General features: G+C 63.9%; 21 protein-coding genes and 1 pseudogene. 12 read left to right on the top strand and 10 right to left on the bottom strand.

Translation table 11 applies throughout. The annotated features are described in order from the left end of the window. Nucleotides 1–218: 218 nt before the first annotated feature. Complete coding sequence (locus VZ068_RS08425) at nucleotides 219–1,625, top strand: class II fumarate hydratase (protein WP_349657400.1); 1,407 nt, start codon at nucleotides 219–221, stop codon at nucleotides 1,623–1,625. Between the two features lie 133 nt (nucleotides 1,626–1,758). On the opposite strand, the gene VZ068_RS08430 is transcribed toward VZ068_RS08425, so the two are convergent. From VZ068_RS08430 to VZ068_RS08460, 7 genes are all read right to left on the bottom strand, one after another. Further along, the gene (locus VZ068_RS08430; protein ID WP_259153623.1) at nucleotides 1,759–2,181 is read right to left on the bottom strand and encodes a hypothetical protein; all 423 of its coding nucleotides are present in this window, start codon (nucleotides 2,179–2,181) and stop codon (nucleotides 1,759–1,761) included. Between the two features lie 452 nt (nucleotides 2,182–2,633). After that, a complete protein-coding gene (locus tag VZ068_RS08435; RefSeq protein WP_349657401.1) occupies nucleotides 2,634–3,164 on the bottom strand; it encodes a DUF2884 family protein in 531 nt (176 codons plus the stop codon). 35 nt (nucleotides 3,165–3,199) lie between these two features. Then, complete coding sequence (locus VZ068_RS08440; RefSeq protein WP_259153628.1) at nucleotides 3,200–4,024, bottom strand: DUF4097 domain-containing protein; 825 nt, start codon at nucleotides 4,022–4,024, stop codon at nucleotides 3,200–3,202. 9 nt (nucleotides 4,025–4,033) lie between these two features. Beyond that, a complete protein-coding gene (locus tag VZ068_RS08445; RefSeq protein WP_259153630.1) occupies nucleotides 4,034–5,020 on the bottom strand; it encodes an ABC transporter permease in 987 nt (328 codons plus the stop codon). Further along, nucleotides 5,017–5,892 carry an ABC transporter ATP-binding protein gene (locus VZ068_RS08450; RefSeq protein ID WP_349657402.1) on the bottom strand — a complete coding sequence of 292 codons (876 nt, stop codon included), beginning with the start codon at nucleotides 5,890–5,892 and terminating at the stop codon, nucleotides 5,017–5,019. Before VZ068_RS08450 ends, VZ068_RS08445 begins: the two co-directional genes overlap by 4 nt. Continuing rightward, entirely contained in the window at nucleotides 5,889–6,251 is a 363-nt protein-coding gene (locus VZ068_RS08455) for a GntR family transcriptional regulator (RefSeq protein WP_005988451.1), read from the bottom strand. Before VZ068_RS08455 ends, VZ068_RS08450 begins: the two co-directional genes overlap by 4 nt. A 2-nt stretch (nucleotides 6,252–6,253) precedes the next feature. After that, nucleotides 6,254–6,502 carry a hypothetical protein gene (locus VZ068_RS08460; RefSeq protein WP_259153637.1) on the bottom strand — a complete coding sequence of 83 codons (249 nt, stop codon included), beginning with the start codon at nucleotides 6,500–6,502 and terminating at the stop codon, nucleotides 6,254–6,256. A 135-nt stretch (nucleotides 6,503–6,637) separates the two neighbouring features. Here VZ068_RS08460 and VZ068_RS08465 point away from each other — a divergent pair, with 135 nt between their 5' ends. From VZ068_RS08465 to VZ068_RS08510, 10 genes and pseudogenes are all read left to right on the top strand, one after another. Beyond that, nucleotides 6,638–7,195: a glutathione peroxidase gene (locus VZ068_RS08465; RefSeq protein WP_259165271.1), complete on the top strand. Its 558-nt coding sequence runs from the start codon at nucleotides 6,638–6,640 to the stop codon at nucleotides 7,193–7,195. A gap of 90 nt (nucleotides 7,196–7,285) precedes the next feature. After that, nucleotides 7,286–8,257: an FKBP-type peptidyl-prolyl cis-trans isomerase gene (locus VZ068_RS08470; protein WP_259153641.1), complete on the top strand. Its 972-nt coding sequence runs from the start codon at nucleotides 7,286–7,288 to the stop codon at nucleotides 8,255–8,257. Between the two features lie 24 nt (nucleotides 8,258–8,281). After that, complete coding sequence (locus tag VZ068_RS08475; protein ID WP_046964976.1) at nucleotides 8,282–9,628, top strand: UDP-glucose/GDP-mannose dehydrogenase family protein; 1,347 nt, start codon at nucleotides 8,282–8,284, stop codon at nucleotides 9,626–9,628. Then, on the top strand, nucleotides 9,621–9,857 hold the full coding sequence (locus tag VZ068_RS08480) for a SlyX family protein (RefSeq protein WP_024939344.1): 237 nt from the start codon (nucleotides 9,621–9,623) through the stop codon (nucleotides 9,855–9,857). Before VZ068_RS08475 ends, VZ068_RS08480 begins: the two co-directional genes overlap by 8 nt. An 18-nt stretch (nucleotides 9,858–9,875) precedes the next feature. Then, nucleotides 9,876–10,613, top strand: a complete 738-nt coding sequence (locus VZ068_RS08485) for a DUF2058 family protein (protein ID WP_349657403.1) — start codon at nucleotides 9,876–9,878, stop codon at nucleotides 10,611–10,613. A 428-nt stretch (nucleotides 10,614–11,041) separates the two neighbouring features. Next, a complete protein-coding gene (locus VZ068_RS08490) occupies nucleotides 11,042–11,887 on the top strand; it encodes a transporter (RefSeq protein WP_349657668.1) in 846 nt (281 codons plus the stop codon). Nucleotides 11,888–12,403: 516 nt separating this feature from the next. Continuing rightward, nucleotides 12,404–13,486: pseudogene (locus VZ068_RS08495) on the top strand (LacI family DNA-binding transcriptional regulator); the annotation flags it as partial. Nucleotides 13,487–13,499: 13 nt separating this feature from the next. After that, nucleotides 13,500–14,810 (top strand): L-fucose:H+ symporter permease, encoded by a 1,311-nt coding sequence (fucP, locus tag VZ068_RS08500; RefSeq protein ID WP_259165263.1) that lies wholly within the window; start codon nucleotides 13,500–13,502, stop codon nucleotides 14,808–14,810. After that, nucleotides 14,807–15,793: a carbohydrate kinase gene (locus VZ068_RS08505; RefSeq protein WP_259153647.1), complete on the top strand. Its 987-nt coding sequence runs from the start codon at nucleotides 14,807–14,809 to the stop codon at nucleotides 15,791–15,793. Before fucP ends, VZ068_RS08505 begins: the two co-directional genes overlap by 4 nt. Beyond that, complete coding sequence (locus VZ068_RS08510) at nucleotides 15,790–16,995, top strand: AGE family epimerase/isomerase (protein ID WP_349657404.1); 1,206 nt, start codon at nucleotides 15,790–15,792, stop codon at nucleotides 16,993–16,995. Before VZ068_RS08505 ends, VZ068_RS08510 begins: the two co-directional genes overlap by 4 nt. A 153-nt stretch (nucleotides 16,996–17,148) precedes the next feature. On the opposite strand, the gene metH is transcribed toward VZ068_RS08510, so the two are convergent. Further along, on the bottom strand, nucleotides 17,149–19,902 hold the full coding sequence (gene metH / locus VZ068_RS08515; RefSeq protein ID WP_259153649.1) for a methionine synthase: 2,754 nt from the start codon (nucleotides 19,900–19,902) through the stop codon (nucleotides 17,149–17,151). Nucleotides 19,903–19,983: 81 nt separating this feature from the next. Here metH and VZ068_RS08520 point away from each other — a divergent pair, with 81 nt between their 5' ends. Next, nucleotides 19,984–20,166, top strand: a complete 183-nt coding sequence (locus tag VZ068_RS08520; protein ID WP_259166389.1) for a hypothetical protein — start codon at nucleotides 19,984–19,986, stop codon at nucleotides 20,164–20,166. Between the two features lie 16 nt (nucleotides 20,167–20,182). On the opposite strand, the gene VZ068_RS08525 is transcribed toward VZ068_RS08520, so the two are convergent. Together VZ068_RS08525 and VZ068_RS08530 are read right to left on the bottom strand one after the other, a co-directional pair. After that, entirely contained in the window at nucleotides 20,183–21,313 is a 1,131-nt protein-coding gene (locus VZ068_RS08525; protein WP_349657405.1) for a homocysteine S-methyltransferase family protein, read from the bottom strand. Then, nucleotides 21,310–22,305 carry a metalloregulator ArsR/SmtB family transcription factor gene (locus VZ068_RS08530; RefSeq protein WP_259153651.1) on the bottom strand — a complete coding sequence of 332 codons (996 nt, stop codon included), beginning with the start codon at nucleotides 22,303–22,305 and terminating at the stop codon, nucleotides 21,310–21,312. The genes VZ068_RS08525 and VZ068_RS08530 overlap by 4 nt, the downstream gene beginning before the upstream one ends. Between the last annotated feature and the right edge of the window lie 108 nt (nucleotides 22,306–22,413).

Raw genomic sequence — 22,413 nt, forward strand, 5'->3', positions numbered from 1 at the left:
GTGCAGCGAAACAGAACGCAGGCAGTGCGTTTCTACAGTCAGGGTCGTCGCCCATGGCGGCGTGGTACCTCGTATGGATCAGCGCTGAGTCTAGTCCACGCGCCGCGATGACATCGTTGCAACGCTGCCAGCGAGTATCGTAATGGCCCTCGCCAGCGTGGGTGCGCCCGCTGCCAGCCATTGCGTCACCACAATCCAACAATGTGCGGAGAATGCAGATGAGCGAACGTTTCAGGACCGAACACGACAGCATGGGCCAATTGCAGGTGCCTGCCGACGCCTTGTGGGGCGCGCAGACCCAGCGCGCCGTGCAGAATTTTCCGGTGTCCGGCCAGCCGATGCCGCGCGGTTTCATTCGCGCGCTGGGCTTGATCAAGGCCGCCGCTGCCGGTGTCAATGCCGAGCTCGGGCTGCTGCCCAAGTCGATCGGCAAGACCGTGCAGGAGGCGGCATTGCAGGTGGCCGACGGCACGCACGATGCGCAATTTCCGATCGATGTGTACCAGACCGGTTCGGGCACCTCGTCCAACATGAATGCCAACGAGGTGATCGCCACCCTGGCCACGCGCGCCGGCAAGGACGCGGTGCATCCCAACGATCACGTCAATCTGGGGCAGAGTTCCAACGATGTGGTGCCCACCGCGATTCGCGTGTCGGCACTGCTCGCGGTGCAGGAACACCTGCAGCCGGCGCTCAAGCACCTGCGCAAGACCATCGACAAGCGCGCCAAGTCGCTGGACAAGATCGTCAAGACCGGCCGCACGCATCTGATGGATGCGATGCCGCTGACGTTCGGGCAGGAATTCGGCGCCTGGTCTGCGCAATTGAGTTCGGCGCAGGACCGGCTGGACGATTCGCTCAAGCGGCTGCGCCGTCTGCCGCTGGGTGGTACCGCCATCGGTACCGGCATCAATGCCGACCCACGCTTCGGCGGCAAGGCGGCCAAGGCATTGTCGGGCCTGAGCAAGGTCAAGTTCGAAAGTGCGGACAACAAGTTTGAAGGCCTGGCCGCACAGGACGATGCGGTGGAGTTGTCCGGTCAGCTCAATGCGCTGGCCGTGGCGTTGATCAAGATCGCCAACGACCTGCGCTGGATGAACGCCGGCCCATTGGCAGGCCTGGGCGAGATCGAATTGCCGGCGCTGCAGCCGGGCAGCTCGATCATGCCGGGCAAGGTCAACCCGGTAATTCCGGAAGCCACCGTGATGGCGTGCGCGCAGGTCATCGGCCACCACACCGCGATCACCGTGGCGGGGCAGACCGGTAACTTCCAGTTGAACGTGACGCTGCCATTGATCGCCTACAACCTGCTGGATTCGATCACCTTGCTGGGCAACGTATCGCGCCTGCTGGCCGATACCGCCATCGCCGGCTTGAAGGTGCGCCAGGACCGCGTGCGCGAGGCATTGGACCGCAACCCGATCCTGGTCACTGCACTCAACCCGATCATCGGCTACGAGAAAGCCGCCGCGATCGCCAAACGTGCCTACAAGGAACAGCGGCCGGTGCTGGAGGTGGCGCTGGAAGACAGCGGGCTCAGCGAAGCGGACCTGCGCCGTTTGCTGGATCCTGCTGCACTGACGCGTGGTGGCATCCAGGCCGGCAGCAGTGGCGGCGGTGGCTGATCACTAACAGCATGTGCATGTAGGAGCGCACTGGTGCGCGATGAAGCCTTCCCGATAAGGCCCCATCGCGCACAAGTGCGCTCCTACACGGTCTCGCGCCAGTTTACGGTTTTGTGCGGCCTTGGCCGGCGACTCAGTGCCGCTCGGCCTGCACGTTGCCGAAGCTCTCGCGATACGGTTGCAGCGACGGGATCTCGTCCAGCAATTCGCCGCTGAGCTTCTGAATCTCCGGCGTGGCGGTCAGCTTGATCGACTTGTACTCCGGGTCCGGGCCAGCGTCGTTGACGGCCTGTTGGCGCAGCATCTGCAGATGCCCGAACAGCAACTGCAGCTTGGCGCGGGTCGGTTCCTTCTGCGGCAACGCGATGTCGTCGATCTTGAGCGTACCGTCGGGCGTGATTTCCGCATTGGCAGCCGGCGGGCGGCGGATCATCACCGATTGCGTGGTGATGGCGACACGCGGCTTGCCGCGTTCGGCGCGGCGGGACGACTGGTCGCCACAGGCGGCAAGGGTGCACAGCAGCAACGCCATGCAGAGCATCACGAACTTGTTCATGGGGTCGATGATCGGGGAGAGCGCGTTAGTGTAATCCCGCGCGGGTCTGCGAATCGTCGCAGACGCGATGCCTGGGGGCTGACAAAATGTCGCAGGGTGATGCGTGAGATATGCTGGCGAGCGGGCCAGGTCCTGCCGCGATGCGGGTGCTTGTTTCCGACGCCATCGCACGCCGTCATGCCTGGCGAAGGTCAATCGAGGCAGGCGCAGGTAACGCTGCGCAGGAGGCATCCCTCCGTCTTTACCAGTCGATCGCTGCCATTGGCAATTGACGCAAGGCCCATGCCTCACCGCCGACAGGCATGGATCCGACGCGATCATCATGGGTGGATACGGCAGGGGGGCAAACGCGGCGGCACCGATCTCGCCGCTGGGTGTGCACCCGCCAGGTGCACACCCGACCAAGGTCCGCGGCAGTGGCGCAACGCGTGACGTGTAAGCCGCAGCCGCAATCAGTTACGGCAGTCGTCGATATCTTTCTGCGTCAGGTTGGCGTATGGCCCGAACTCCGGCACCACGCGAGTGGCGGCGTCCTGCGCAGTGCGCAGCTTGTCTAGCTGGTCGCAGATCAGCATGGTTTTTTGTTTGAAGGTCTCCGCCTCGGCCTCGATCTTGTCGCCGATCTGGTCAGGGTTGCCACTGAGCACGCCCTTGAGCGCTTCACCGGCCGCATGAGCGCCGAATGCAGCGCCTTGGGTGCCGATATCGATGCCCTTCGCGGCAACCCCCTGGATCTGCGTGTAGACGCTGCGCATCGCCAGCTGCTGCGCAGCGTTCAAGGCGACCGGCTTGCCATCGATGCTGAGCGCGCCGTCCGCGCTGACGGTGGCTGCAGGCAGGCCGTCACGCTTGAGCGTCACGCTCTTGCCATTGAAGGTCACGCCACCGCCGTTGGCCTGGGCCGATACGTCGACGGTAGGCTCGGACTTGCCGCAACCGACCAGCAGAACGCTTGCCAACACCGCGGAAATCAACTGTTTCATCAGGAGTTCCCCTTTTCAAATGGTCAATGACGCAATTACTGTTGGGTCGGCACGCGGGTGTTGCCGGCAACATCGCTGACGTCGATATCGCCGCTGCCCTTGCGCGCAACGCTGACGTCGCCGTGCACCTTGTGCACACTCAGGGCGCCGGAGTTGACCGCTTCCACGCCGACATCGCCTTGCACATCGTCGATGTCCACATCGCCGGAGCCGATCGTGCCGAGCTTGACGTTGCCTGCAACGCCGCGCAGCTTGACGTCACCCGAACCGACCTTGCCGATCTCGGCCGCGCCACGTATCTGCGTGGCCTTGAGATCGCCCGAGCCGACCGCCAGCACGCGCAGCGACCCCATGTCTTCCAGCTCGATATCGCCGGAACCGACCTTGGCGGTGACCCGGCCCTTGGTGCGGCGGATGGCCATGTCGCCGGAACCGACATCGGCACTCACCGCAGCAGCGCCACTGATCTCGGCGTCACCGGAGCCGACGTCGAATTGCACCAGGAGCGAGTCCGGCACGCTGCCGCGCAGGTCCAGGTAGGAGTAGCTGTCGCCGATGGAAATGCGCAGCGGGCGATCATCAGCCAGCGTCACCACCAGCTTGTCGCCGTCGCGCTTCTGGGTGACGGTCAGGCCCTTGAGCAGATCGGCCCTGGCAGCACAGGCGCGGCCGCCAAGACGCCCGCTGTTGCCCGGCGCAGCGTCCAGATGCAGATCGTTGGAGGCGACCTCGAACAGCACCGACTTCACTCCGCTCAGCTTCAGCTCCAGGCTGCGCGGTTCGGAAAATTTGCATTGCTCCTCGGCAGACGCAGCGCCAGGCAGTGCGAACAGGATGGCCAGGGTCAAAGGCAGGCGCATGGGAGGTCCTCAGGCTTCGGAGCGCCGGCGGCGCAGGTAGATGGAAGCGGCGATCAGCGCGATGCCGATGGCGGCGCCGATCCAGATGTCGGGATCGGCATAAACCCGCGAACTGTCGGTGTGCTGCAACGCCCACTGCACCAGGTCGCTGGGGTTGCTCATCGCACTGCTGTCCAGATTGCCGCTGACGGCAAGCGGCGACCAGGTGCCGGGCAGGGCGCTCAGCAGACCGCGATAGCCGACGATGTACCAGATGTCGCCGATCGGCAGCGACACGCCGGGCATCGCCGACAGGATGCTCAACATCACGCAGGCCAGCAGCGGAAACAGCACCGCCCACAGGAACGGCTTGCTGCTGGCCCAGGCCGAACAGAACATCAGCCAGCCCACGGTCGGCAGCGACCACAGCAGGCCCATCGGCACGGTCCGCAGCATCAGCCACAACAACGAGAACGGATGCGAGTGCGTGGCCAGCCCCCATGGGTTGGGCACCCCGGCGATCAACGCGCCGCCGATGGCGATCAGCCATAACGCCAGGCCGACCAGCACGCCGATGGCGATTGCGACCAGCGGCGCCAGCAACAATGCCCAGGCGGCCTTGGACAGCACCGTCTGCACATCGGACACCGGCAGCGATTTCCAGAACAGCACGCTGCGGTCGCGGCGGTCGTCGTACAGGCTGCCCAGCGAATAGAAGAACACCACGAACGCCAGGACCACCGAGGCGATACCGACGCCGCCCAGCAGCAGGCCATCGCCGACCTGGCCCAGCGTGCGGGTGTATTCGGCCAGATCGTTCATCGTCATGCTGTCGCCGACCATGTTGCGACGTGCGCTGATCGCCCCGATCACCGCACCCAGCAGCGCGAAGAACACCGCGATGCCGCCAGTGATGACCTGTGCCCAGACGAAGCCGCCACGGTGTTCCCAGTACTCGCGTTTGAGCAACCAGCCGAACGTGCGGGCGGGAGAAGCTTGGTGGGTGAGTGCATTCATGCGTAGGTCCCCTTCATGACCGCGACGAACAGGTCGGCAAGGCCGGGATTGCGGGTTTCGCCAAAACGGGCGAGCTGCGCTTTCGGCTCGCCATCGAACAGCATGACGGTCTTGCCGAACGGCAGGCTGCGCTCGTCGATCGGTTTCATGGCTCTGGCAGCGTCCAGGTGCTCGGCACTGACCAGCACCTCGGTGTAGCGCTCGGCGACGTTTTCCATGTCGGCGGTCAGCACGATGCGGCCGTCGCGGATGAACATCACATCGGTGAGGATGTGTTCGATCTCTTCGACCTGGTGGGTGGTGACGATGATGGTCTTCTGCTCGTCGAAGTAATCCTCCAGCAGGCGCTGGTAGAACTGCTTGCGATACAGGATGTCCAGGCCCAGGGTGGGTTCGTCCAGCACCAGGATGCGCGCGTCGATCGCCATCACCAGCGCCAGATGCAACTGCACGATCATGCCCTTGGACAATTCGCGCACCCGCGATTTGCGGTTGAGCTGGGTGTTGGCCAGAAAGCGTTCGCACTTGGCGCGATCGAAGCGCGGATGCACGCCGGCAACGAAATCGATCGCTTCGCCCACCCGCAGCCAGCGCGGCAGCACCGCCACGTCGGCGATGAAGCAGACCTCGTTCATCAGCGCGTTGCGCTGGGTGCGCGGGTCCATGCCCAGCACCTTCAACTCGCCGTCGAAGTCGGTCAGCCCCAGCACGGCCTTGAGCGCGGTGGTCTTGCCGGCGCCGTTGGGGCCGATCAATCCGACGATGCGGCCCGGGGCGATGGTCAAGCTGGTGTTGTCCAGCGCCAGCCGATGTTTGTAAGCCTTACGCAGGCCACGCGCGTCGACGACATGGTCGGTGGAGACGGCGGTCATGGTGTTTTCCCCTGTGGCAACAGATCGTCGATGGACAGGCCCAGGCGCTGGATGCGTTCCAGTACCGCCGGCCATTCTTCATTCAAGAAGCGGTCGCGTTCGCTTCCGCGCAGCTTCTGTGCGGCTTCCGGGGTCATGAACATGCCCAGGCCGCGGCGTTTTTCCACCAGGTTCTCGTCGGCCAACTCCTGGTAGGCGCGCGAGACGGTGATGGGGTTGAGTTGGTAGTCCGCCGCCACCTGGCGCACCGAAGGCAGGGCGTCGCCAGGTTTGAGGATTCCATCGAGCATCATGGCAATGACCCGTTCCTTGAGTTGGCGATAGATGGGAGCGCCGTCGCTCCACTGGATGTCGTTCATGATCAGCTCCGTGGGCGCAGAACCTGCGCGAAGGAGAAATAGGGCATCGACAGCGAGGCACGCAGGTGCCGGCTGGGCCGGGTGCGTCCCTCGGGGGGAGTTGTCGCGTTTTCCGTAACCGCCTCCGACACGCCATAATCGGCGCCGGACTCCGTGACCTGACTGGAAGCGGCTCCCAGCCAACCAATGGCAAACAGGGTGCTGCCGAGCAGCAACAGCGGAACTGGTCGCCTGACACGTGTGCTGTTCATGCTTTCCCCCTGCGTTGGATGACTGGTGTTGTATTCAACTATAACACCGACACGCAGGCAGTCAACTGCCTGTCATACCCAACTGATGGCACCCCGCGCAAAACCGGGTGCCGCACCATCTTCGAGGGCCTGCCAATGTTGCTCAACCGTCTATTGGTCGTTGTATTTGCTGGTTTTTTTGCCAGCTCGGCGCTGGCCGCCGGAGCGCCGTTGCTGGATCTGGAGTACCGCCCGCTGGCCGGCAAGGCGCCAATCAACCTGAACCGTAGTTACGGCGGCAAGGTGGTGATGGTGGTCAATACCGCCAGCAAATGCGGCTTCACCCCGCAGTACGAGGGCCTGGAAGCGCTCAATCAGCGCTTCGCCAGCCGGGGGTTTGCGGTGCTGGGCTTTCCGTCCAACGATTTCCAGGGACAGGAACCGGGATCTGAGAAGCAGATCCAGGAATTCTGCACGCTGACCTATGGCGTCAAGTTCCCGATGTTTGAGAAGGTGCATGTGCTGGGCAAGCAGGCGACGCCGCTGTATCAGCGCCTGACGCAGGCCACCGGCGTGGCGCCGGGCTGGAACTTCCACAAGTATTTGATTGGGCGCGATGGACGCGTGGTGGCGCAGTTCCCCAGCAAGATCAAACCGGACGATCCGAGCGTTGTGGCGGCGATCGAACGCGAGCTCAATGCGCAGTCGCGCTGAGCGCGGCTCTCGCAACGCCGCGTGCGCATGCGACAATGCGTGTTCAGCGCCGTCGGTGGCGTGTCTTTTCACTTTCGGGAAGTGCATCGAATGAAGATGGGAAAGCGCGGCGCGGCGGCGTCGCTACTGATGGTGGCAATGACGGCTTCGATGCCGGCGATGTCGCAGCAACCGGCCGCAGCGGCCACCAAGGAGAAGCCAGTTTTGAATGCATCGTCTGAGAAGAGCACGCGCGACAACGTCAGCTACGCCATCGGTATGGACGTGGCGCGCTCGTTCGAGCCGATTGCCCAGGACATCGATCTGAGCGCGATGCAACGCGCCATCGAAAATGCCTTCAAGGGTGGCAAGCCGCTGTTGTCCGACGAGCAGACTCAGGCGACCGATACCGCATTGCGCACTGCGCTGGCTGCCCGTAACGGCCAGCAGGTGCCGGGCATGGCGCCTGGCTCCACGCCGGCCGCGCCGTCCAAGGAAAACGTCGGCTTGATGCTCGGCGACCGCGCGGTCGGCCCGTCGCTGGCCGGCATCAAGGACGAGATCGATCTGTCGATCCTGATGGAAGCGGTGCGGACCGTATTCGCCAAGGGCACCACCCGTCTGACCCAACAGGAAGCCGCTGCCACCATGCAGGCGTTCGCCGCTGCCAAGCAGGGCGCTGCCGGTGCCAAGAATCGCGAAGAAGGCAACGCCTTCCTTGCCAAGAACAAGACCGAGAAAGGCGTTATCACCACCGCGTCCGGCCTGCAGTACATGGTGCTGCGCCAGGGCAGCGGCGAGCGCCCGATGCGGACCAACAAGGTGCGTGTGAACTACGAAGGCAAGCTGCTCAGCGGGCAGGTCTTCGACAGTTCGTACCAGCGCGGCCAGCCGGCCGAGTTCGGTCTGGATCAAGTCATTCCCGGCTGGACCGAGGGCGTCGCCTTGATGCCGGTCGGTTCGAAATATCGTTTCTGGATTCCATCCAACTTGGCCTATGGCCCGAACGGCACGCAGGGGGGGCCGATCGGACCAGACGCAACGTTGACGTTCGATGTCGAACTGATGGGTATCCTTCCCTGATCCCCCACAGGAGTACCCCCACCCATGCGAGTTGCGATCTTTGGTACCGGCTATGTTGGTCTTGTCACCGGTACCTGTCTGGCGGAAGTAGGTCATCACGTTATCTGCGTGGATATCGACCAGGCGAAAGTTGATGGTCTCAATCGTGGGGTGATTCCCATCTATGAACCCGGCCTGGAGCCGATGGTGAAAGCCAACCACGCCTCTGGCCGGTTGCGCTTCACCACCGACGCCGCCGAGGCGATTGCGCACGGCGAAATCACCTTCATCGCCGTGGGCACGCCGCCGGACGAGGATGGCAGTGCCGACCTGCAGTACGTGCTTGCGGTTGCGCGTACTGTCGGTCGCCATATCGATGGCCCGTCGGTCGTGGTCAACAAGTCCACCGTGCCGGTCGGTACCGCCGACAAGGTGCGCGCGGCGATCCAGGAAGAGCTGGACGCACGTGGCGTGGACCACGAATTCGATGTCGTCTCCAACCCCGAGTTCCTGAAGGAAGGCGATGCGGTGGCCGACTGCATGCGTCCGGACCGGATCGTGATCGGCGCCAAGAAGCCGGCGGCGATCGCACGCATGCGCCGTCTGTATGCCCCGTTCAATCGCAACCGCGATCGCATCGTGGAAATGGACGTGCGCTCGGCCGAGCTCACCAAGTACGCGGCCAACGCGATGCTGGCGACCAAGATCAGTTTCATGAACGAGATCGCCAATATTGCCGAGCGTGTCGGTGCGGACGTCGAGCACGTGCGTAACGGTATCGGCTCGGACCCGCGTATCGGCTGGCACTTCATCTACCCGGGTGCCGGTTACGGCGGCTCGTGCTTCCCGAAGGACGTGCAGGCGCTTGCCAAGACTGCCGAGCAGTACGGCATGGAGCCGACCCTGCTCAACGCAGTGGAAAGCGTCAACAACGCGCAGAAGGGTCACCTGTTCGAGCTGGTGCAGCGTCATTACGGTGGCGAAGGCGGCAGCATCGCCGGCAAGACCTTTGCGGTGTGGGGCCTGGCGTTCAAGCCCAATACCGACGACATGCGTGCGGCATCCAGCCGTCGTCTGATGGCGCAGTTGTGGGAGGCCGGTGCCACCGTGCGCGCCTACGACCCGGAAGCCACCCATGAGGCCAAGCGCATCTTCGGCGAGCGCGACGACCTGACCTTCTGCGACGAAGCCTTTGCTGCACTGGAAGGCGCCGATGCACTGGTCGTGGTCACCGAGTGGAAGCAATTCCGTAGCCCGGATTTCAGCAAGATCAAGCAGGCCTTGAAGGACGACGTCGTGTTCGACGGTCGCAACCTCTACGACCCGCAGGAGATCGAGGCTGCAGGCCTGGCTTACTACGCCATCGGACGAGGCCGTTCGTTGCATGCATGAGCAACTCTCGCCGCGCGACCAGGAACTGGACGCGCGGTTGGTGGAACTGGAAACGCGCCTCTCCTTTCAGGAGCAGGCGCTCAATGAACTGAGTGAAGCACTTGCGGACGCCCGTTTGACGGGCGCCCGCAATGCCGAACTGATCCGCCACCTGCTCGAGGACCTGGGCAAGGTGCGCTCCACGTTGTTTGCCGATGCAGCGGACGAACCGCCGCCTCCGCACTATTGATTGCAGATTGCCACCGCCATGAGCGATACCTTACGTGACCAGTTGCTTGGCCTGGGCTTCAAGTCCGCGCCCAAGTCCGAACGCAAACCCGACGCACGGCCTGCCGCGCGTCAGCATGGCAATGGTGGCAAGCCCGCGCCCGGCGGCAACAGGCCGGGTGGCCAGGGCAGGGGACCGCAGCGGCCGCACGCCGCTGCGGCGACCGATGCAGCCGGCGCACGTAAAAGCGATGGCCGGCCCGACCGGCGCCACGATGGCAAGCCGGCAGCGTCGCCGCGCCCGCAACAACCCAGTGCAGACCGACGCGGCCCCCGGCCGGCGCGCACGCGCGAGGACATCGACCTGGCCAAGGCCTATGCGATCCGTGCGCAGCGCGAAAAGGACGAGCGCATCGAAGCCGAGCGGCTGAAGCAGGAAGAAGCACGCCTGCGTCGCGAAGCCAAGGCCAAGCTCGAAGAACTGCTCAAGGACAAGGGCCTGAACCATGTCGATGCCGACATCGCGCGGCACTTCCCGTATGGCGGCAAGATCAAGCGCATCTACGTCACCGCCGATCAGCTCAAGGCGCTCAACGCCGGCGAGCTGGGCGTGCTGCAACTCAACGGCCGCTACCTGCTGGTGACCGCCGAGGTGCTCGCCGAGGCCGAATCCGTATTCGCGCCGTCGGTTGCCCTGAAGGTGGATCCGAATGCACCGGCAGGCGACGACCCGTACGCCGATCCCAAATACCAGGTGCCCGACGATCTGGTCTGGTAACACCTTGATCCACTGATGATGTGACACCTGGGCACCTGTTGGGTGCCCTTGTTGTTTGCGATGTTTTCCATGCCATGCAACGTTGGATGCGCTTGCATCGTGATGGTACAGCCCGTTTCATATCGTCTCGTGTAATGCAGTTGCCTGCTGCACCTGCGTCTGGGTCGGCCGAACAATCTGTCGCCGATCAAGCCGGCAATCGATGCCCTCTTGTAGGGCGACAACTGGCGCGAACACTGGCAATTGCTTATCGATTCCGAGCGCTGCCGTGCATCTGTTTGGATGTTCTTTGCAGGCCGCCGGTTGCGGATCAGCGACGGGAGTACAGTCGCTATACAGGCTGGTCACGGCCAGGGCCGCACTATGCGCGCCATTACAGATTGGCGCTCGCAGTCTTCGAGTCTGTTGCGTCGTGGCTCACTTCCCGATTGGTGCTGCATATGTCCACATCCTCGAAATGCATGAAGCCCTGCGCTGGCGAATCGATTTTATCGGCCACGGGTAACGCACTGCGTTCGCATGCCGGTCGCCTGCTCGCGTCGTTCGGCGTAGTGTTTGCGCTGTGTGGTGCGAGTCCGCACGCATCTGCGCAGTCGGAAGATGCGCCAGCCTTTGATCGTCCCGGCATCCCGTTCGCTGCCGAGGTGCTGCAGCCCGGTGCGTTCGCCTGGGAGCAGGGATTGCCCGATGCCAGTACCGACCGTGCAGATGGTCAGCGCACGACGCTGTATACCACTGACACCGTGCTGCGTCTGGGGCTGTCACAGCAGGTGGAGCTGCAACTGGGCAGCGACAGTTACAACTGGCAGCACGGCGGTGGCGCGCGTGTGCGGGGCGGCGGCGACAGCCATGTCGGTTTGAAGGTCGCCTTGCCGTCGCGATCGGGGAGTTTTCATTGGGCGGCACTTGGCACCTATAGCGTGCCGACCGGTAGCCCCGCTTTCAGCGATGGGTATTCACGCGAGCTCGGGGTGACTGCATCCTGGGATCTGTCGCAGCAGCGCGCGCTGGCCTTGTACGTCAACTACGCACGCGACGACGACGGGCACACCTGGACGTTCTCGCCCAACTACACGTTTTTCTCGGGCGAGCATTTCAGCAGTTACGTGGAAGCGGGTCTGGATACCGGTAGCGAGCATTCGCGGGTAGCGGGCGCTGGCGGCGCCTGGCAGCTGCCGCATGCGATGCAGCTCGATGTCTCGGTGCTGCGTGGGCTGACGTCGGAAAGCCCTGATTGGCAGGGCGGGATCGGGTTGTCGATCGCGTTTCAGTAATCAAGCAATTGCAGCGCACGAACGCATGCGACGCAGAGGCGCGACATCGGGTGCTGCTTGATTATTGGGGGCATGCCCCGGTAGCAGTGCCGCCTCTGGCAAACGGCGTTTGCGTGGCCACGATTCATCGAGCTGGAAACGTCATTGGGTGTCGGTAGACAGGTGGGCGAAGCGAGTGTGGGGTTCGCGTGCGGCGCCAAGGACAGCGTATCGGCAACTCACGCCGCGTCTGCTGGAAGCTGGAGCAACCTGTTGTTGCCGCCGGATGCCGTGACTCGATGGGGTGCCGACATCGGGCAATCCTCTGGCGCTGGCCCGGCAAGGGCGGTGGTCCAGGCTGCACCGAGAGCACCATGCCCATGCTGCACTGCCGCATGCATTGAATGGCGGGAAAAGGCTTAATTGGATCGATCCAATTCCAGTCCATTGCATGCACGTTTTTCATTCAGCGGAGTTTGGCGCTTGACGCGTCCCAAGCAGGCCTCGGGCGTCGCGGAGGCTGGCGACGCGCGCCTGGCGCGGCGCGGGGCGGTGACGCTGCGCGACATCGCAGGCGCAATCGGTGTCTCGCGCGCGACCGTGTCGCTGGTGCTGCGCGGCAGCCCCCTGGTGCATGCCAGCACGCGCGCGCGCGTGGAGGCCGAACTGGACCGGCAACATTACGTCTACAACCGCGCTGCCGCCAATTTGCGCCAGCGGACCTCATCCAGCATTGCGCTGGTCATCAACGATCTGTCCAACCCGTTCTTCGCGGAGTTTGCGGCTGGCGTTGACGAAGCGTTGGGCGCGGCCGGCTATGTCACCCTGCTGGGCAGTACCGGCGAGTCCACGCAGCGTCAGCAGGCGGTGCTGACCTCGTTGATGGAACACACACCGGCCGGGATCATCCTGTCGCCCGCCGAGGGCAGCCAGGCGCAGGCCCTGGCGCAGGTGCTCGGCCGCCAGCGCAACGTGGTGTTGTTCAACCGTGAGGTGGAGGGCGCCGGTTGGGACCTGCTGGCGCTGGACAACGAGCAGGGCGCGTATCTGGCCTGCACGCATCTGATTGCACAAGGCCATCGGCAGATCGTGTTTTTCGGCGGGCATGCCGAATCCAGCTCGTGCCGGCAGCGTCGTGCCGGCTATACGCGCGCCATGTCCGCTGCGGGCCTGGCGGTGCGGTACGTCGAGTCGGCACCCAATCGGCAGGATGCGGCACTGTGCGGCGCGCGTATGCTCGACAACGCCGACCACGCTGCGACTGCGGCGGTTTGCTACAACGACAGCGTTGCGCTCGGCCTGATGGCCGCACTGGCGATGCACGGCAGCGTGCCGGGCCGCGATTTCGCGGTGACCGGCTTCGACGACATTGCCGAAGCGGCATTGTTCACTCCGGCACTGACCACGCTGGCTGCCGATCCGCGCGCGCGCGGCCAGCAAGCTGCGCAGCTGGTGCTGCAGCGCATCGGCAGCCCGGACCTGGCCTCGCAACGGCTGACCGCTGCAGTTGCGCTACAAGTCCGCGCGAGCAGTGCGTGCGCACCCTCTCACCTGTCTTCTTCGCACCATCCCGCAAGCGATTCCCCCGTCCATTCCCCCACCAAGGCCTCAGGCCGCTGACCAGGCAACTCCTATGGTTTCCCTTTCCACGCAATCCACTGTGCCAAGCGGCAACAAGGCGCCCGTCAACAACGGCGTCGCGTTGTCGGTGGTGACCACGATCTTTTTCATGTGGGGCTTTCTCACCTGCCTCAACGACATCCTGATCCCGCATCTGAAGGCGGTGTTCGAGCTCAACTTCGCGCAGGCGATGCTGGTGCAGTTCACCTTCTTCGGTGCGTACTTCCTGATGTCGCTGCCGGCGGGTTGGCTGGTCAATCGCCTGGGTTACAAGCAGGGCATCGTGGCCGGGCTCGCGGTGGCGGCAGTCGGTGCGCTGGGCTTCTGGCCGGCGGCGGAACTGCGCGTGTACGGCGCATTCCTGGGCGCGCTGTTCGTGCTCGCCACCGGCATCACCATCCTGCAGGTGGCGGCAAATCCATATGTTGCGTTGCTGGGTCCGGAGCGTAGTGCCTCCAGCCGCCTGACCCTGGCGCAGGCGCTCAACTCGCTGGGTACCGCGATCGCGCCGTTGCTGGGTGGCTGGTTGATCCTGTCCAACACGGTGATGAGCGGCGACCAGCTCAAGGCCTTGCCGGAAGCCGAGCAACTGGCCTATCGCGTGCAGGAAGCCCAGGCCGTGCAAGGCCCCTACATCGGGCTGGGTGTGGTGCTGTTCCTGCTGGCGATCTTCGTGTTCCTGTTCCGTTTGCCGGCATTGACCAATGGCGGCGCGCAGAAGGAAGAGAGCAAGCATTCGCTGCTGGATGCGCTGCGCCACCCGCATGTGCGCTTCGGTGTGCTGGCGATCTTTTTCTATGTCGGCGCAGAAGTCGCGATCGGCAGCCTGATGGTCAATTACTTCTCCTTGCCGGAGATCGGCGGGTTCACCGAGCGCGAGGCGACCAAGTACGTGTCGGCGTACTGGACGCTTGCCATGATCGGCCGCTTCATCGGGTCGGCCTTGCTGGCCAAGCTGTCGCCACGCGTGCTGTTGTCGGTATTTGCGGGTATCAATGCCTTGCTGCTGGGCCTGACCATGGCCAGTGGCGGCATGCTGGCGGTGTATGCGCTGGTGGCGATCGGCCTGTTCAACTCGATCATGTTCCCCACCATTTTTACCCTGGGCATCGAGCGTCTTGGCCCGCTGACCGGGCGTGCGTCCAGCCTGTTGATCATGGCGATTGTGGGCGGCGCGATCGTGCCGTATCTGCAGGGCTTGCTGGCAGATCACATGGGCCTGCATGAGTCCTTCGTGCTGCCGCTGGTGTGCTACCTGTACATCGTGTTCTACGGCATCTGGGGTTCGCGCCTGCGTGGCGCACTGGCGGAGGCGCGCGCATGAATGCTGCCAAGAACCAGGTGGTCTGTTTCGGCGAAGCCCTGATCGACATGCTGGCCTTGCCGCAGGCCAGCACCGACGACGCGCGCACCTTTGCGCAATATGCCGGTGGTGCGCCGGCCAATGTTGCGGTGGCGGTGGCAAAGCTCGGTGGCGCCGCGCATTTTGTTGGCATGCTCGGCCGCGACATGTTCGGCGACTTCCTGCTGCAGAGCCTGCAGCAGGCCGGGGTGATCACCGATGGCATCGTGCGCACCGATCAGGCCAAGACCGCGCTTGCCTTCGTCGCATTGGACGAGGCGGGCGAGCGTAGTTTCAGCTTCTACCGCCCGCCTGCAGCGGACCTGCTGTTCCGCCCAGAACACTTCGCCGCAGACGGATTCACGCAAGCCGCCGTGCTGCATGTCTGTTCCAACAGCATGACCGAGCCTGCGATCGCGCAGTGCACGCTCGACGGCATGCGCCGTGCACGTGCCGACGGCGCCATCGTCAGCCTGGATCTGAATCTGCGCCCGATGCTGTGGCCGCAGGAGGTGGACCCGGCTGCGTTGCTGTGGGAAGCGCTGGCGCTGGCCGATGTGGTCAAGCTCTCGCGCGAGGAACTCGACTATCTGGCCGGCACCTTGAACGCCGACGCCAGCGCGGTGACGCAGAAGCTGTGGCAGGGCAATGCGCGCTGGCTGCTGGTTACCGATGGCGGCGGCCCGGTGCATTGGCAGACACGGGTGGATTCCGGCCAGGTGTCGGCGTTCACCGTGCAGGTGCGCGACAGCACCGCTGCTGGCGATGCCTTCGTTGGTGGTCTGCTGTATCAGCTGGCCGCACGTGCGACGACGCTTGAACACCTGTGCGGCGATGCTGCGGCGATGACGCAGGTGATTCGTTTCGCCGCCGCAGTCGGTGCGCTGGCAGTGACACGCAAGGGCGCGTTTGCTGCGATGCCCAGCCTCGATGAAGTCCATTCTCTGATCCAGGAACAAGCATGAGCCCGTTGCCCGCATCTCCCGCCCCCGATTTCCGCTCGGCCGATGTGTTGCGCCAGCATATTGCCGACACCATGGCGTTCTATCACCCGCGCGCGATCGATCCAGCCGGTGGCTTCTTCCAGTATTTCAAGGATGACGGCAGCATCTACGATGCCGGTCACCGGCATCTGGTGAGCAGCACGCGCTTCGTCTTCAACTACGCAATGGCCTACCGCGAGTTCGGCAACGCGCAGTACCTGGAGGCAGTGCGCCACGGCCTGGATTATCTGCGCAACGTGCATCGCAACGCCGCCACCGGCGGTTATGCCTGGACCTTGCGCGATGGCATCGTGGAAGACGACATGAACCATTGCTACGGCGTGGCGTTCGTGCTGCTGGCGTATTCGTGTGGGCTGAAGGCCGGCATCGGCGAGGCGCGTGCGTGGATGGACGAAACCTGGCAGCTGCTGGAAAAACACTTCTGGGAGCCGGAATTCGGTTTGTACCGCGACGAAGCCGATGCGCAGTTCAACTTCACCACGTATCGCGGCCAGAACGCCAACATGCATATGTGCGAGGCGATGATCGCCGCGTACGAAGCCAGCGGCGAGCGGCGCTACCTGGATCGCGCGCTGCAGCTGGCCGATCACATGACCCGGCGCCAGGCGGCCAAGGCCGATGGTCTGGTGTGGGAGCATTACGACCCGCAGTGGAACATCGATTGGGACTATAACCGCGACAACCCCAAGCACTTGTTCCGGCCCTGGGGCTTCCAGCCGGGCCACCAGACCGAATGGGCCAAGTTGCTCATGCTGCTGGATCGTTATGCACCCGCGGACTGGTTGTTGCCGACTGCGCAGCATCTGTTCGATGTCGCGGTGGAGCGCTCCTGGGATGCGCAGCGCGGCGGGCTGTATTACGGGTTCGCGCCCGCTGGTCAGGTGTGCGACGACGACAAGTATTTCTGGGTGCAGGCCGAGTCGTTGGCTGCAGCGGCCTTGTTGGCACAGCGCAGTGGCGATGCGCGCTACTGGCAGTGGTACGACAAGCTGTGGGATTACTCCTGGAAGCACATGGTCGACCATCGCTATGGCGCGTGGTATCGCATTCTGGATGCAGATAACCGCAAGTACAGCGATGAGAAGAGCCCGGCCGGCAAGACCGATTACCACACCATGGGCGCGTGTTACGAAGTGTTGAACGTGTTGCGGCCAGCAGCTTGATGGGGGTGTAACAGGGCGCGGCCGCCTATATGCGGCCGCGCCGTGACGTAGGAGCGCACCCGGGCGCGACGGGGCGTTATCGGTAAAGCCTTGTCGCGCCCGGGTGCGCTCCTACGTTGGTCGGAGGGCGCGTCCGGGGATGCTGGCCCGATGTTATTCCGGGTCGTAATCCAGGTTCGATGCCAGCCAGCGCTCGGCCAGTGCCAGCGTGATGCCCTTGCGCTTTGCGTAGTCGGCGACCTGTTCCTTGCCTAGCCGTCCCACCACGAAGTACTGGCTCTTGGGATGGCTGAAGTAGTAGCCGGATACCGCCGCGGTGGGCAGCATCGCAAAGCTTTCGGTAAGCGACATGTCTGCATTGCGTTCGGCATCGAGCAGATCGAATAGCCTGCGTTTTTCGCTGTGTTCCGGGCATGCCGGGTAGCCCGGTGCCGGGCGAATGCCGCGATAGCGTTCGGCAATCAATGCTTCGTTGTCGAGGTCTTCATTGTCGATGTAGCCCCAGAACTCGGTGCGCACACGCTGGTGCAGGCGCTCGGCCAGGGCTTCGGCCAGGCGATCGGCCAACGCTTTGAGCAGGATCGCGTTGTAGTCGTCGTGCGCCGCCTCGAAGCGCGCCACATGCGGGTCGATCCCGATGCCGGCAGTGACCGCAAACGCGCCGATCCAGTCCTGCTTGCCGCTGCTCTTGGGCGCGATGAAATCGGCCAGGCAGAAGTCGGGGCGGTCGACGGGTTTGTCGACTTGCTGGCGCAAGAAATGCAGGAGCTGCCGGGATTGGGTATTCGGGATACGGGATTGGCTGGGGTGCTGCGAATCCCCAGTCCCTATTGCCGAATCCCGGTGATCTGTGAGGATCACCTCGACATCATCGCCCACGCTATTGGCTGGCCACAGCCCAAATACCGCCTTGGCCGTGAGCCATTTTTCGTCGACGATCTGCTTCAGCATGCGTCGGGCGTCGCGATACAGTTCGCTGGCCTGGGTGCCGACGATCTCGTCGCTGAGGATGGCGGGAAATTTTCCGGCCAGCTCCCAGGCCTGGAAGAACGGCGTCCAGTCGATCAGCTGGGTCAACTCCTGCAGCGGGTAATCGTTGAAAACATGCAGGCCCGGCTGCCGCGGAATGGGCGGTGTGTAGTTCACCCAATCGCCATCGAAACGCTGTGCGCGCGCCTTTTCCAGCGATACCAGCCGTTTGGCATCGCCACGGTTGCGATGGCGTGCGCGGATCTCGGCGTAGTCCGCATCGTTGGCAGCGACGAATGCCTGACGCAGGTCGCGCGAGATCAGCGATTGCGCAACGCCCACTGCACGCGAGGCATCCTTCACCCAGACCGTGGGCGCGGTGTAATGCGGGTCGATCTTCAGCGCAGTGTGCGCGCGCGAGGTGGTGGCGCCGCCGATCAACAACGGGATTTCGAAACCCTGCCGCTGCATTTCGCGCGCCACATGCGACATCTCTTCCAGCGAGGGCGTGATCAGGCCGGACAAGCCGATCAGGTCTGCATTCTCTTCGCGCGCACGGTCAAGGATCACCTGCGCAGACACCATCACGCCCAGGTCCACCACATCGAAGTTGTTGCATGCCAACACCACGCCGACGATGTTCTTGCCGATGTCGTGCACATCGCCCTTGACGGTGGCCATGATGATCTTGCCGTTGGATTTGCCGACATCGCCGGTGCGCAGTTTTTCCGCTTCGATAAAGGGGAGCAGATAGGCCACGGCCTTTTTCATCACGCGCGCGGACTTGACCACCTGCGGCAGGAACATCTTGCCGGCGCCGAACAGGTCGCCGACCACGTTCATGCCGTCCATCAGCGGGCCTTCAATCACATCCAGCGGACGCGTGGACTGTTGGCGCGCCTCTTCGGTATCGGTTTCCACGTAGGCGTCGATGCCATGCACCAGCGCATGCGCCAAGCGTGCGCGTACCGGCTTGTCGCGCCATGCCAGGTCTTCGACCTTGGCCGCACCCTTGCTGCCCTTGTAGCGTTCGGCGATTTCCAGCAGCCGCTCGGTGCCGTCCTTGCGCCGGTTGAGGATGACGTCTTCCACACGCTCGCGCAGATCCGGGTCCAGTTCGTCATAGATCGGCATGCCACCGGCATTGACGATGCCCATGTCCATGCCAGCCTCGATCGCATGGAACAGAAACACCGAATGGATCGCCTGGCGCACCATCTCGTTGCCGCGGAACGAGAACGACACATTCGACACGCCACCGGAGACATGGCAGTGCGGCAGCGTGCGTTTGATCTGGCGCGTCGCCTCGATGAAGTCCACCGCGTAGTTGTCGTGCTCCTCGATGCCGGTGGCCACGGCAAAGATATTCGGGTCGAAGATGATGTCTTCCGGTGGAAAACCCACCTGCTCGGTCAACACCTTGTAGGCGCGCGTGCAGATTTCCACCTTGCGCGCGCAGGTATCGGCCTGGCCCACTTCATCGAAGGCCATCACCACGGCGGCGGCGCCGTAACGCAGCACCTTGCGCGCCTGTTCGATGAAAATTGCCTCGCCCTCTTTGAGCGAGATCGAGTTGACCACGCTCTTGCCTTGCAGGCACTTCAGGCCGGCCTCGATCACCGTCCATTTGGACGAATCCACCATCACCGGGATGCGTGCGATATCCGGCTCGGACATGATCAGGTTGAGAAAGCGCGTCATCGCCTTTTCGGAATCGATCAGGCCCTCGTCCATATTGACGTCGAGGATCTGCGCGCCGTTGGCGACCTGCTGGCGTGCCACCTCTACCGCCTCTTCGTAGCGCTCTTCCTTGATCAGCTTGCGGAACTGCGCGCTGCCGGTGACGTTGGTGCGCTCGCCGACGTTGACGAATAGCAGGTCCGGCGTGATGACCAACGGCTCCAGGCCGGACAGGCGGGTGTAGCGGGGAGTGCTCATGCGAGGCTCTTGTGGGCGTCGGACGTGGCGAATGTCCAGGCGAGGCGATGACGGGTGGCGGTCGGCCGGGCGCGGATCGAGATGGCCCTCATCCGCCCTTCGGGCACCTTCTCCCGCGTGCGGGAGAAGGGGGCTTTTGTCCACATGCTGCGCAATGTGCTGTCGTTCTCCCGCGTGCGGGAGAAGGGAACTCTCGTCCACGCGCCGCACAACGTGTCGTCCTTCTCCCGTGTGCGGGAGAAGGTGGCGCGAAGCGCCGGATGAGGGCCCATGTGCCGCATCACGCCGCCTGCTCTTGCGCACCCGGCAACTGTCGCGGCGGTAGGCCCGCTACCGCCTCTGCAATTGCGCGGATGTGGTCCGGCGATGTGCCGCAGCAACCGCCAACCAGATTCAGCAAGCCGGACTGGGCAAATTCGCGCAAGGTCTCGGCCATTTCCTCGGGCGTCTCGTCGTACTCGCCGAAGGCATTGGGCAGGCCGGCATTCGGATGCGCGCTGACATAGGCGTCGGCAATCTGAGCCAGCGTTTCCACATGCGGGCGTAGATCCTTGGCGCCCAGTGCGCAGTTCAAACCCACCGACAGTGGGCGGCCATGTGCGACCGAGGCGTAGAAGGCTTCGGCTGTCTGCCCGGACAGCGTGCGACCGGACGCATCGGTAATGGTGCCGGAGACCATCACCGGCAAGCGCCCGCCGCGCGCTTCGAAGACCTCTTCGATCGCGTACAGCGCTGCCTTGGCATTGAGCGTGTCGAAGATGGTCTCAACCATCAGCGTGTCGGCACCGCCATCGATCAGGCCTTCGACGGCCTCGCGGTAGGTCTCGCGCAGCGCGTCGAAACTGGTGTTGCGGTAGCCGGGGTCGTTGACGTCCGGACTGATCGAGGCGGTGCGGCTGGTGGGGCCGAGCACGCCGATCACAAAGCGAGGTTTGTGCGGCGTCAGCGCTTCGACGGCATCGCAGCATTCGCGCGCGACCTGCGCGCCGGCCTTGTTCAATTCGTACACCACGTGCTCGAGGTGATAGTCGGCCTGGCTCACCGAGGTGGCGTTGAACGTGTTGGTTTCCAGCAGGTCGGCACCGGCATCCAGGTAGGCGCGATGGATACCGGCAATGATCTCCGGGCGGGTCAGCAACAGCAGATCGTTATTGCCCTTCAGGTCGTGGCCTTCTGGCGTGTGTGCGTGATCGCAGCCCGGGCCGTGCACATGCGCGCTGTCGTAGCCTTCGGCGAACCGCGTGCCGCGGTAGTCGGTTTCCTGCAGATCGTGGCGCTGAATCATGGTACCCATCGCACCATCGATGATGAGGATGCGTTCGCGCAGTGCAGTGCCGAGTTTGTCGGCGCGCTCCGGGTGCAGCCAGGGCAGCGAGAAGGAACGTGGGGTGTGGGGCTGTGCAGGCGTCATGGTGCGGTTCTCCGTGGTGCAGTGCTCTTGCCGTCAATCGATCCCGAATCCAGAGTCCCCATTCCCGGCTTCATCGCAATCAGCGAAATCACCTCGAAATGCGGTGGGCGTTTCTCACGCGTCACCGTCTCCAGGCTGGAGACATCCAGCCCGGCTTTCTCGACGAACTTGCGCAATTCCTTGGCGGCAAATCCCAGATTGACGTGGCCATAGGCATGCACGGCCGCGCGGTGTTCGTGCTTGGCCAGGCTGCACAGCAGCAGGCGGCCGCCCGGGCGCAACACGCGTGCAGATTCGGCCACCGCTTGCGCCGGTCTTGCGGCATAGGTGAGCGCGTGCATCAGCACCACCAGGTCGAAGCTGGCATCGGGGAAGGGCAGTGCATGCATATCGCCTTCGCGTACTTCCACGTTGCGCAGCTTGCGCAGACGCTCGCTGGCAGCGGCAACCACGCGTGCGCTGGTGTCGATGCAGATGTAGCGGGTGGCGTGCGGGGCGACCAGTTCCGCCAGCACGCCGTCGCCGGAGGCGATGTCGAGCACGTCGCCGGTTTCCAGCAGGGGCAGGGCGGTGCGTGCCAGTGCTTCCCAGGTGCGCCCCGGGGAGTAATGCCGTTCCATGTCGCCGGCCACCGAATCGGCCCAGTTCTGGTCGGCGGCGCGGTTGGCCAGCACGGCGGCCACGCGCTCGGCATCCTGGCGCAACAGCGGGTCGTCGCTGCCGGTGCTCAGCGCCAGCCACAGGGCACGCTGTGCGGGATCCAGCGATACTTCGTCGAAACGGTAATACGCCGACACGCCGGCGCGGCGGTCGCGCACCAGCCCGGCTTCCTTGAGCTTGGCCAGGTGGGTGGACACGCGCGGCTGGGCCAGGCGGGTGATGGCCGACAGCTCGGCCACGGTGAGCTCTTCCTGTTCCAGCAGCGCCAGCAGGCGTACCCGGGTGGCATCGGCAAACACTTTCAGTCGCGCCGACCAGTCTTCCAGATCCATGAATATCTCTATATCGCGATATGGAGATATTTTCGGCCGGGCGGGGTACCGGGTCAACTACATACGCATGCGAATGGTTGGGGCTACAATGGCCGCTCAGTCAATACC

Origin of the sequence: Xanthomonas sp. 10-10 (genome assembly GCF_040182365.1) — a bacterium.
Taxonomy (GTDB): domain Bacteria; phylum Pseudomonadota; class Gammaproteobacteria; order Xanthomonadales; family Xanthomonadaceae; genus Xanthomonas; species Xanthomonas arboricola_F.

Bases quoted from the DNA above. Each gene is read 5' to 3' on its own strand.
- VZ068_RS08445 (WP_259153630.1), bottom strand. From the start codon at position 5,020: ATGAATGCACTCACCCACCAAGCTTCTCCCGCCCGCACGTTCGGCTGG.
- VZ068_RS08430 (WP_259153623.1), bottom strand. From the start codon at position 2,181: ATGAACAAGTTCGTGATGCTCTGCATGGCGTTGCTGCTGTGCACCCTT.
- VZ068_RS08455 (WP_005988451.1), bottom strand. From the start codon at position 6,251: ATGAACGACATCCAGTGGAGCGACGGCGCTCCCATCTATCGCCAACTC.
- VZ068_RS08525 (WP_349657405.1), bottom strand. From the start codon at position 21,313: ATGACGCCTGCACAGCCCCACACCCCACGTTCCTTCTCGCTGCCCTGG.
- VZ068_RS08450 (WP_349657402.1), bottom strand. From the start codon at position 5,892: ATGACCGCCGTCTCCACCGACCATGTCGTCGACGCGCGTGGCCTGCGT.
- VZ068_RS08475 (WP_046964976.1), top strand. From the start codon at position 8,282: ATGCGAGTTGCGATCTTTGGTACCGGCTATGTTGGTCTTGTCACCGGT.
- VZ068_RS08505 (WP_259153647.1), top strand. From the start codon at position 14,807: ATGAATGCTGCCAAGAACCAGGTGGTCTGTTTCGGCGAAGCCCTGATC.
- VZ068_RS08460 (WP_259153637.1), bottom strand. From the start codon at position 6,502: ATGAACAGCACACGTGTCAGGCGACCAGTTCCGCTGTTGCTGCTCGGC.
- VZ068_RS08465 (WP_259165271.1), top strand. From the start codon at position 6,638: ATGTTGCTCAACCGTCTATTGGTCGTTGTATTTGCTGGTTTTTTTGCC.
- VZ068_RS08470 (WP_259153641.1), top strand. From the start codon at position 7,286: ATGAAGATGGGAAAGCGCGGCGCGGCGGCGTCGCTACTGATGGTGGCA.
- metH (WP_259153649.1), bottom strand. From the start codon at position 19,902: ATGAGCACTCCCCGCTACACCCGCCTGTCCGGCCTGGAGCCGTTGGTC.
- VZ068_RS08530 (WP_259153651.1), bottom strand. From the start codon at position 22,305: ATGGATCTGGAAGACTGGTCGGCGCGACTGAAAGTGTTTGCCGATGCC.
- VZ068_RS08485 (WP_349657403.1), top strand. From the start codon at position 9,876: ATGAGCGATACCTTACGTGACCAGTTGCTTGGCCTGGGCTTCAAGTCC.
- VZ068_RS08440 (WP_259153628.1), bottom strand. From the start codon at position 4,024: ATGCGCCTGCCTTTGACCCTGGCCATCCTGTTCGCACTGCCTGGCGCT.
- VZ068_RS08435 (WP_349657401.1), bottom strand. From the start codon at position 3,164: ATGAAACAGTTGATTTCCGCGGTGTTGGCAAGCGTTCTGCTGGTCGGT.
- fucP (WP_259165263.1), top strand. From the start codon at position 13,500: ATGGTTTCCCTTTCCACGCAATCCACTGTGCCAAGCGGCAACAAGGCG.
- VZ068_RS08480 (WP_024939344.1), top strand. From the start codon at position 9,621: ATGCATGAGCAACTCTCGCCGCGCGACCAGGAACTGGACGCGCGGTTG.
- VZ068_RS08520 (WP_259166389.1), top strand. From the start codon at position 19,984: ATGGCCCTCATCCGCCCTTCGGGCACCTTCTCCCGCGTGCGGGAGAAG.
- VZ068_RS08510 (WP_349657404.1), top strand. From the start codon at position 15,790: ATGAGCCCGTTGCCCGCATCTCCCGCCCCCGATTTCCGCTCGGCCGAT.
- VZ068_RS08425 (WP_349657400.1), top strand. From the start codon at position 219: ATGAGCGAACGTTTCAGGACCGAACACGACAGCATGGGCCAATTGCAG.